General features: G+C 66.2%; 7 protein-coding genes. 3 read left to right on the forward strand and 4 right to left on the reverse strand.

Features of this window, described 5'->3' with window-relative positions:
- A partial coding sequence (locus JHD67_RS20555; RefSeq protein WP_233172143.1) for an NAD(P)H-dependent glycerol-3-phosphate dehydrogenase occupies nucleotides 1-1,012 on the forward strand: 1,012 nt, incomplete at its 5' end.
- 126 nt (nucleotides 1,013-1,138) lie between these two features.
- A complete protein-coding gene (locus JHD67_RS20560; protein WP_199101028.1) occupies nucleotides 1,139-4,168 on the forward strand; it encodes a DEAD/DEAH box helicase in 3,030 nt (1,009 codons plus the stop codon).
- A gap of 18 nt (nucleotides 4,169-4,186) precedes the next feature.
- On the opposite strand, the gene JHD67_RS20565 is transcribed toward JHD67_RS20560, so the two are convergent.
- From JHD67_RS20565 to JHD67_RS20575, 3 genes are all read right to left on the reverse strand, one after another.
- Nucleotides 4,187-4,507 (reverse strand): hypothetical protein, encoded by a 321-nt coding sequence (locus JHD67_RS20565; protein ID WP_199101029.1) that lies wholly within the window; start codon nucleotides 4,505-4,507, stop codon nucleotides 4,187-4,189.
- Between the two features lie 134 nt (nucleotides 4,508-4,641).
- Nucleotides 4,642-5,325 (reverse strand): HAD family hydrolase, encoded by a 684-nt coding sequence (locus JHD67_RS20570; RefSeq protein WP_199101030.1) that lies wholly within the window; start codon nucleotides 5,323-5,325, stop codon nucleotides 4,642-4,644.
- Nucleotides 5,326-5,387: 62 nt separating this feature from the next.
- Entirely contained in the window at nucleotides 5,388-5,672 is a 285-nt protein-coding gene (locus JHD67_RS20575) for a hypothetical protein (protein ID WP_199101031.1), read from the reverse strand.
- Between JHD67_RS20575 and JHD67_RS20580 the strand changes: the two genes are divergently transcribed.
- Complete coding sequence (locus tag JHD67_RS20580) at nucleotides 5,655-6,002, forward strand: hypothetical protein (protein ID WP_199101032.1); 348 nt, start codon at nucleotides 5,655-5,657, stop codon at nucleotides 6,000-6,002. The genes JHD67_RS20575 and JHD67_RS20580 overlap by 18 nt on opposite strands.
- A 48-nt stretch (nucleotides 6,003-6,050) precedes the next feature.
- Here JHD67_RS20580 and JHD67_RS20585 read toward each other — a convergent pair.
- Nucleotides 6,051-6,399: glucokinase (locus JHD67_RS20585; protein WP_199101033.1), on the reverse strand; the 349-nt coding region annotated here is incomplete at its 5' end.

Raw genomic sequence — 6,399 nt, forward strand, 5'->3', positions numbered from 1 at the left:
GACGCTAGCCGTCCTGGGCGCCGGCTCGTGGGGTACCGCCCTGGCGGCCCTCGCCGCCCGCAACCAGGTTCCGACCCGGTTGTGGGGGCGCGATGCCGCCGCGCTGCGAGTGATGGCTGAAACCCATTGCAATCAGCGCTACCTGCCGGATATCGAGCTGCCGCCCGAACTGGTCTACGAGCCCGACCTGGCTGCCGCCCTGCGCGGTGCCCAGATCGTGCTGATCGTAGTGCCCAGCCACGCGTTCGCCTCCATGCTGGAGGAGATTGCGCCGTACCTGGCGCCCGATGCCCGCATCGCCTGGGCCACCAAGGGCTTTGAGCCCGGTACGGGTCGCTTCCTGCACGAACTGGTGGATGAGCGCTTCCCCGGCCGGCCGGCCGCCGTGGTGACCGGCCCCTCCTTCGCCAAGGAAGTCGCCGCCGGCATGCCCAGCGCCGTCACCGTGCATTCCGATGACGAGGCTTTCGGCCGCGAGATGGCCAGCCTGTTGCACGCGCCCAACTTCCGCGCGTATTCCGGCAGTGACGTGCTCGGTGCGGAACTGGGCGGCGCCATGAAGAACGTGCTGGCCGTGGCCACCGGTGTGGCTGACGGCATGGAGCTGGGCCTCAATGCCCGCGCGGGCCTGATTACCCGTGGCATGAACGAAATGCTGCGCCTGGGCGTGGCGCTTGGCGCGCGACCGGAAACCCTGATGGGTCTGGCCGGCCTGGGCGACCTGGTGCTCACCTGTACCGGCGACCTTTCGCGCAACCGCCGCCTCGGCCTCGCCTTGGGTCGCGGTCAGGCCATCGACGACGCCGTGCGCGAGATCGGTCAGGTGGTGGAAAGTGTGCTCACGGCCGACGAAGTGGCGCGCCTGGCCACCAAGCACGGGTTGGATCTGCCGATCAGCAGCGGCGTGCGCGCCGTGCTGCACGGTGAAGTCACCCCCGTCGAAGGGCTGAAGGCACTGATGTCGCGCGAGCAGAAGCCCGAATATCCCCAGGGCTTGTTCGGGCCGTTTTGAGCGCTGTCTGAACGATCACGCAAAAAGTCGCATCGCCTTGCACGAAAAACCGGGCGATGAGACGCGCACGCGCGCAACAGCCTTGCTAAGCTGAATCTTTTGGTCGCCCTGGCGAGCTGAATGCGCATGCAGTCACCGGACGATAAACAGCACGGCAGTCTGAGCACCCCGCGCGGTGATGGCGGCGTAGAGCCGCTGCCTGGCGTATGGCGCAAGCTGTTGGCCGCTCCCGCCTCGGCGGGGACAACGCACGAACCGAGCGTGCTCGGCTTTTTCCTCGAAGTGATGCTCGAGGACGGCGTGGCCTACGCACACTTGGACGTGGCTCCCGTATTGCTGACGGTGGGCGAGCAGGGACGCTTCGTGCGTCCCGCGCCGCTGGACAGCAAACACATGGGCCAGTTGCCCCTGCAGCCGCATGAGCAGCGTCTGGCCGCCACCGTGCTCGGCCTGCCGCAGAGCCTGCGCAAGAGCCGCAGTTATGCGCGCCTGTCCGGTCATGTAGGCGACGCCTTGCTGGCGGAAATCCTCGATACCTCGCCATGTTTCCTTGGCGGCCTCGCTGGCCTGCGCCTGTCGCGCGGCAAAGCGCACCAGCTCAACTGGCAATGGCAACTGGAACAGGACGGCAGCCAGCGACTGCTGCCTTCGCTGCCGTCCAATCACCGCCTGCTGCGCATCGATGCGCTGTGGTACCTGGATGCCGAGCGTGCGGAGCTGGGGCATCTGGAAGCGCCGCCGGAAGAAGCCGCCTGGCTCGACTTGCCGCCGCTCAAGCACGAATACGCCCAGACGCTGCGCCAGGCGCTGCCGCATAGCCGCCTCTCGCATCGCCTGCCGTTGCCGCAGGTATTGGGCGAAATGCGCCACTCCGAGTTGGCGCCCAAGCCGGTGCTGACCCTGCATGCGCTTACCCGCCATGCGCGCCTGGCCGCAGGCACGCCGCCGCTGGGTTATGCGCGCCTCGCCTTCGACTACGCGGGCGAGCGCCTGCCGGGTCGCGGGGGCGAGCCGCTGGTGCGTCGCGTGCGCCAGGGGCACTTGGTGGAGATCATCCGCCGTCGTGCCGAAGAGCTGTCCGCGATGGAGCAACTTGAACGCGCCGGCCTCACTCCCGGCGTGGACACCGAAGGCTTGCCCTGGGATCTGGCCGACACCTTGCCCGATGATGCCTGGCTATTTCCCGGCAAGGGCTACGCCGGCGCACTGGAAGTAAATACGCCCGCGCGTTGGCTGGCCTTGCGCCCCAAGCTGGAAGCCGAAGGCTTCGTGCTCGACTACGCGCCCAGCTTCCCGTTCGAAGTGCTGGAGGGCCCGGTGCGCTGGTATGGCAACGCGGTGGAAGACGCCGACGACCATGCCTTCGACCTGGAGATCGGCATCGAACTGGAGGGCAAGCGGCACAACCTCTTGCCCGTGGTGGCGCAGGCGCTGGCGGATCATCAGTTGAACCTGAGCCCGGTGCCCAACGAACCGGAGGACGCGGTGTGGTACGCCCCGGTGGACGAGCGCCGCCGCGTGCCGGTACGACTTAAAGAGCTGCGCGGCCTGTTGGCGCCGTTGGCCGAATACCTGGAGCGTCCGCGCAAAAAGCTGCACCTGCCACGTGTGCAGGCCGGGCGCCTGGAAGAAATCGTCGAGGCGTTGCCCAGCGGGGGAGAATTGGTGGCGCCCGATGCGCTGCGCGGTTTCACCGCACGCCTGCGTGATGCCGCCGAGCGCGCCAGCGATGCCGTGCCCGCGGGCCTCACCGTGGAGTTGCGCCCGTATCAGCGCGAAGGCTTGCGTTGGCTCAACGCGCTGGCCGAGGCGGGCGTGGGCGGCGTGCTGGCCGACGACATGGGCCTGGGCAAGACGCTGCAGCTCATCACCCATCTGCTGGCGCTGAAGGATCGCGGCGCGCTGGTCGAGCCAGCGTTGGTGGTGGTGCCCACCAGTCTCATTCCGAACTGGCTGTCGGAAGTGGCCCGCTTTGCGCCGGCCCTGCGCGTGCTCGCGCTGCACGGCCCGCAGCGCAGCGGTGATTTCTCGCAGCTGGGCGCGCATGACGTGGTGCTGACCAGCTATGCCTTGCTGCCGCGCGATGTGGTCACGCTGCGCAAGCAGCAGTTCTCGCTGATCGTGCTGGACGAAGCGCAGCAGGTGAAGAACCCGCGCACGCAAGCGCGCCGCGCGGTGCTCAGCCTGCGCGCGCCGCGTTGCATCTGCCTCACGGGCACGCCGCTGGAAAACCACCTGGGCGAACTGTGGTCGCAGGTCGATCTGGCCGTGCCGGGCTTGCTGGGCGACGAAGGCGCGTTTCGTCGCCACTACCGTGTGCCCATCGAACGTCACCGCGATACCGATTGCCAGGAGCGACTCAATCGCCGCCTGGCGCCGTTCATCCTGCGTCGTACCAAGTCGCAGGTGGCCAGCGAGTTGCCGCCCAAGACCGAGATAACCCGCCGTGTGGTGCTGGAGGGCCGTCAGCGTGAGCTGTACGAAAGCCTGCGCCTGTCATTGGCGGAGGAGTTGCGCGAGGTCATCGCGCAGCGCGGCATCGCGCACAGCGGCATCGTGGTGCTCGATGCGCTGCTCAAATTGCGTCAGGTCTGCTGCGATCCGCGTCTGGTGAAGCTGGAGGCCGCGCGCGGCATTCGCGACTCGGCCAAGTTCGAGTTGCTGATGGACATGCTGCCCGCGCTGCTGGCGGAAGGGCGCAAGGTGCTGCTGTTCTCGCAGTTCACCGAAATGCTCAAGCTGATAGCGCACGAACTGGATCGCCAGCGCATTAAGTACGTCACGCTCACTGGCGAAACGCGCGATCGCGCTGAACCAGTGCGCCAATTCCAGGAAGGCGAAGCACCGCTGTTCCTGCTTTCCCTCAAGGCCGGCGGCGTGGGCCTCAACCTCACCGCAGCCGACACCGTGATCCATTACGACCCATGGTGGAATCCGGCCGCCGAGGCACAGGCTTCCGACCGTGCGCACCGCATCGGTCAGGACAAGCCTGTATTCGTGTTCCGCCTGATTACCGGCGGCACGGTGGAAGAGCGCATCGAGGAAATGAAAGCGCGCAAGGCCGAGCTTGCCGAAGCCGTGCTGGAAGGTGGTGGTACGCGCGAAAAGCTCAGCTTCGACCAGTCCGACCTGGACGCGCTGCTGGCGCCGGGTTAAGGGTCACGCCGAGCGGTGTCACAGCGCGGGGCGTGTGCGCAGCAAGGCATCCACCGCCTGTTGCCACTGCGGTGAACCGGGTGTCGCCGCCGGCGCTTCCTGGCCGAGCTTGTGCTGCACGGCGCGGTTCCATTCGTCCGAGCCCCGATCGGGGCCATGGTCGTCACTGATATGCAGGCGCTGGTCTACCCACGCATACCATTGCGGCGAACCGAGTACGGGGTTGTCCGGCGCAGAGGCGGCGGCTTGTGGCTTGGGTGGATTCTGCTCAGGCGGCGGCGCCGCGGGCGAGCAGGCTGCAAGCAGGGCGAGAGGGAGCATGGCGAGGTAGCGGCGCATGGCGGCCTTCTTTCAATGACATCCAGTGTTGGAGACTACCGCAGGCAGCGCTGGGGCGATGAATCGCGCCTGACGTAGTGACTCGCCGTCAGCGATCCAGCGAACGCTGTCGGCAGGACTCACCGTGGAGATGCTTAGCGGCGAGCCGCCACCTCGTCGATGCGCTTGAGCAGGTCGGCGGGGTCTTCGTAGACGCGAAAGGCGCCTGCATCTTCCAATTCTTCCTGGCCGTAGCCGCCCGACAGCAGTCCCACGCCGAGCGCGCGTGCGCGCTGCGCCGCCAGCATGTCCCAGATGCTGTCGCCGATGACCAGGCTGTGGTGAATATCCACGCCCAGGCGATGCGCTGCCGTGATGAACAGATCCGGATCGGGTTTGGCGTGGCGTACCTGGTCGCGTGTCACCACCGGCACCTTGGACGGGTCGACGCCAAGCGCCTCCAGGTTATGCGCAGCTGTCTGCATGCGTCCGCTGGTGGCGATGGCCCACGGAATACGTTCCTCCGTGAGAAACATCAGCAGTTCGCGCGCGCCGGGCAGCGGGCGCACCGAGCCTTGCGTGGCCTGCCGGTTGTAAGCCTCCGCGTGCCACGTACGCAGGCGCATCAGGCGTTCCTCGGTGATCTCCAGGCCGGTCTCGCGCAGCAGGATGTTGGTGAACAGCCCGCCACTCATGCCGATCTTGCGATGGATTCGCCACACCGAAAGATCCACGCCCTCGCGATCGAGTGCTTCCTTCCAGGCCAGCACGTGCTGATAAACGCTGTCGACGAGCGTGCCGTCGAGGTCGAACAGGAAACTGGTCTGTGGTGGTTGCATGGGGTTCGTCAGTTGAGTGGCGGAAGGCGTTTTTGTAGGGCTTTCACATGGCCATGATAGTTTCATTTGAAAAAGGTGATGGTGTTTGCAAAAACTCCGAGGGCAGGACGACAGACCAAATTGTCGTAGGGATATAGCCTGATTTCCAAGGCGGTATGACTACGCAGGCCGTTTGAAAAGGTCGCTTTCTTCATCGCATCGACCGGCGAGCTGTCTGCGAAATCTTGTCGCCAGGTGGCATCCACGACGCGGATGCCGAAAAAGCGGTACAGCCCGCTGTGCTGCGTCAGGTTCGATGCCATTGGTATCGACAAGACAAGGAGAATCCCATGAAGCGTATCTTCCATATCGCTGTCGTTGCACTCGCTCTGGCAGGCGCTGCACATGCCGCCCAGGGGCCAACAGGCAAGATCACGTTCGTGGGGAAGATTGTCTCGGGCACTTGTGACAGTGCAGCCGCGGCCTCCGGGCGCATGGAGCTGCGCGATGGCGCTGGCGCATGCTCAAGCGCGGGTGAGTTCGTGTCGCCCTCTGCGAGCACGGTCGACGCCGTCTATCACCAGCAGGTGAGCGTACCTGCCGGCCCGTCGGGCATGGAGATGCTCGACTACTACGTCGACAACGCGCGTAGCTTCAGCGCGGTACAGCCGAAGCTGGTGACGCGCTCTTACGAGTAAGGGGGGCGGAGCGGGCGAGCGCTACAAGGTGCGCCGCCCGCAACCGTATCAGGCACCGGGCACAAGCGGCTTGCCGGCGTCGAGCACGGCAAGGGCGGCGGCACCGAGCAGGCCCGGCTCCGGATGCATCATCGCCACGGTGGGTACCTGTTCCATGGTTTCGCGGAAACGGCCCTTGGATTCGAAGCGCTCACGGAAGCCGCCGTGCTTGAGCCAGGGCAGCAGAATCGGCAACACGCCGCCGGTGAGGTACACGCCGGCCCAGCCGCCCAAGCTGAGCACGAGATCGCCGGCCACGCTACCGAAAATACCCGCCAGCGTTTCCACCGTGCGCACGCACAGCGGATCGCTACCGGTTTCCGCGCGCGCGGTGATGTCCTCGGGCGTGTATTCCTCC

Source organism: Dyella sp. ASV21 (assembly GCF_016428975.1).
Lineage (GTDB): Bacteria > Pseudomonadota > Gammaproteobacteria > Xanthomonadales > Rhodanobacteraceae > Dyella.

Coding starts and splice junctions, on each gene's coding strand:
- JHD67_RS20570 (WP_199101030.1), bottom strand. CDS start 5,325: ATGCAACCACCACAGACCAGTTTCCTGTTCGACCTCGACGGCACGCTC.
- JHD67_RS20580 (WP_199101032.1), top strand. CDS start 5,655: ATGAAGCGTATCTTCCATATCGCTGTCGTTGCACTCGCTCTGGCAGGC.
- JHD67_RS20575 (WP_199101031.1), bottom strand. CDS start 5,672: ATGGAAGATACGCTTCATGGGATTCTCCTTGTCTTGTCGATACCAATG.
- JHD67_RS20565 (WP_199101029.1), bottom strand. CDS start 4,507: ATGCGCCGCTACCTCGCCATGCTCCCTCTCGCCCTGCTTGCAGCCTGC.
- JHD67_RS20560 (WP_199101028.1), top strand. CDS start 1,139: ATGCAGTCACCGGACGATAAACAGCACGGCAGTCTGAGCACCCCGCGC.